Origin of the sequence: Chamaesiphon sp. VAR_69_metabat_338 (assembly GCF_031423935.1) — a bacterium.
Lineage (GTDB): Bacteria > Cyanobacteriota > Cyanobacteriia > Cyanobacteriales > Chamaesiphonaceae > Chamaesiphon.
Genome location: NZ_JANPGM010000415.1, coordinates 1 through 1,913, shown reverse-complemented (window position 1 = coordinate 1,913; position 1,913 = coordinate 1). Strand labels below are relative to the sequence as shown.

The following is a 1,913-nucleotide window of genomic DNA, read 5'->3' as shown; positions in this document are numbered from 1 at the left end:
TGAAGCCTGTCCCTCATAAATCTATCGATCGGCAATCGATCGCCGATCGTTGTCAATCCTGGGTAAATGCTAAGATTAGTACTTGTAGATACTAAATTTAATTAGCACCAAATCATCATGAAGTTAAGTTTGCGGCAGATGGTGATGGGCTGGGTATTGCCAGCATTGATGATAGTGATGTCATTTGCCATGTCGAGCATTTATCAACCAGCGGCACTAGCCGATGACTTTACCAAGGCAGTCTTACCCAACGATGCCGATTTTACTGGCAAAGATTTAACTAGTTACGAATTTACGCAAGCAACTGTACGCAATGGCAAGTTTATTAATGCCAACTTGACTGGCGTGAGTTTAATTGGTGGTAATTTTCAATCGGCAGATATGACTGGTGCGAATCTTACAAATTCGTTGTTAGATACAGCACGACTCACCAATGTCAATCTCACTAATGCAATTTTAGTTGGTGCTTCTACTTCGGTAACTAATTTCGATGGCGCAATTATCGATGGTGCCGATTTCACCGATGTGCTGCTCCGCAAAGATATTCAGATGAAGCTATGTAAGGTAGCCAAAGGAACTAATCCAACGACGGGAAGATCGACTAGAGATTCGCTGGAATGTCCTTAGTTTAGGCTTTAGGTTTTAGACTTTAGGCTTTAGGCTTTAGGCACAAAGCAAGATTTGCAGCATAGTCGCTATTACATAAAAGATATCAGATCGTTAATAGTCACGTTTCGCTGTTTCTCTAGTTCTTGGAGCCGCTGTTGGGTAGTAATAAACGATTGATAGTATTCAACCTTCTTAGCTAAATCTTCAGCGTCTTTGCTTTGTAATTTGTTGAGATAAAATTTGCGTTTTTGTTCGCAGGAAAATTTCTCCAAACAGGCGATCGCGGCTCTGAGTACCAATGGCGATCGCTGAATTTCTTCGGCGGTATGTTCGTCGAGATTGAATAAATGCTCGACTCGTGCAGCTTGTACGCGATCTTCGACGATCGAATCTTGCAACTTGGAAATCAATCGATCGTCTAAATAATCGATTTCTTCTGGTTGGGAATCTTGATATCCTAAGGAAGATCGATAGACGATCTGCTCCCACAAAAAGCGATGATGAGCCAATGTAAAAGTCAACTCTGCTGAATCTAGCGCGTCGATAATTGTCAAGCGATGGACGGGATAATGGAGGTAAATCCGCAGTAATAAACTCTCCGCTCGTTCGATCAGTCTTTGATTGGGATGAATGCTAACTGGTGCGATTTCTAATTGCCGTTCGCTCCGCTCCTCTGCATCTTCGATTTCCTCAGTCGGTTCTGAATAATCGGTAATCTCTGGCTCGGCATATTTAACTCGTTCCGATCGATTTACAGGTGCATTAGTGCCGCCAAATTTCGGTTCTGGCAGTGGTTTAAGTCCCTTAATTGCCGTTTGTAAATTCTCAATTACTAACGGCACCATTCGAGAATCATCAGCACTCAATAAACCCGCCGATTTCTTCAGATAATGAGTGCGAGTAGTGGCGTCGGTAATATTTTGCAGTAACTTAATAATTTTCTGAGTTGCCGCTTGATATTGTTCGGCTTGGGTAAGATCTTGATTCTCGATCGCTTTATCGATCTGCCAATCCAACCACAGCGGCGCACGATCGAGTAAATCTAAATAATCCTGCTGACTGTGGATTTTTAAAAACTCATCGGCATCTTTTCCCGTCGGTAAATTGAGGATGCGTAACTGTAATTGCCCCTGATAAGCCAAATCGGTAACTTCCCCAATCGCGCGCTCGGCAGCAATATTCCCGGCTTTATCCGCATCGAAATTGAGAATAATTTGCTTAGATTCGGTAAACTTAACTAACTGCTTAACCTGAGCCAAACTCAACGCCGTACCGAGCGCAGCCACCGCGCTGTCGATCCCCGC

At 43.3% G+C, this 1,913-nt stretch carries 2 protein-coding genes; one reads left to right on the top strand and one right to left on the bottom strand.

Going from position 1 to position 1,913, the window contains the following annotated elements:
• The first annotated feature begins 117 nt into the window (after positions 1-117).
• Positions 118-627, top strand: coding sequence for a pentapeptide repeat-containing protein (locus RMO84_RS11520; RefSeq protein WP_310488600.1), 510 nt, complete (start codon positions 118-120; stop codon positions 625-627).
• 71 nt (positions 628-698) lie between these two features.
• Here the strand turns inward: RMO84_RS11520 and RMO84_RS11515 are convergent.
• Positions 699-1,913: toprim domain-containing protein (locus RMO84_RS11515; protein ID WP_310488599.1), on the bottom strand; the 1,215-nt coding region annotated here is incomplete at its 5' end.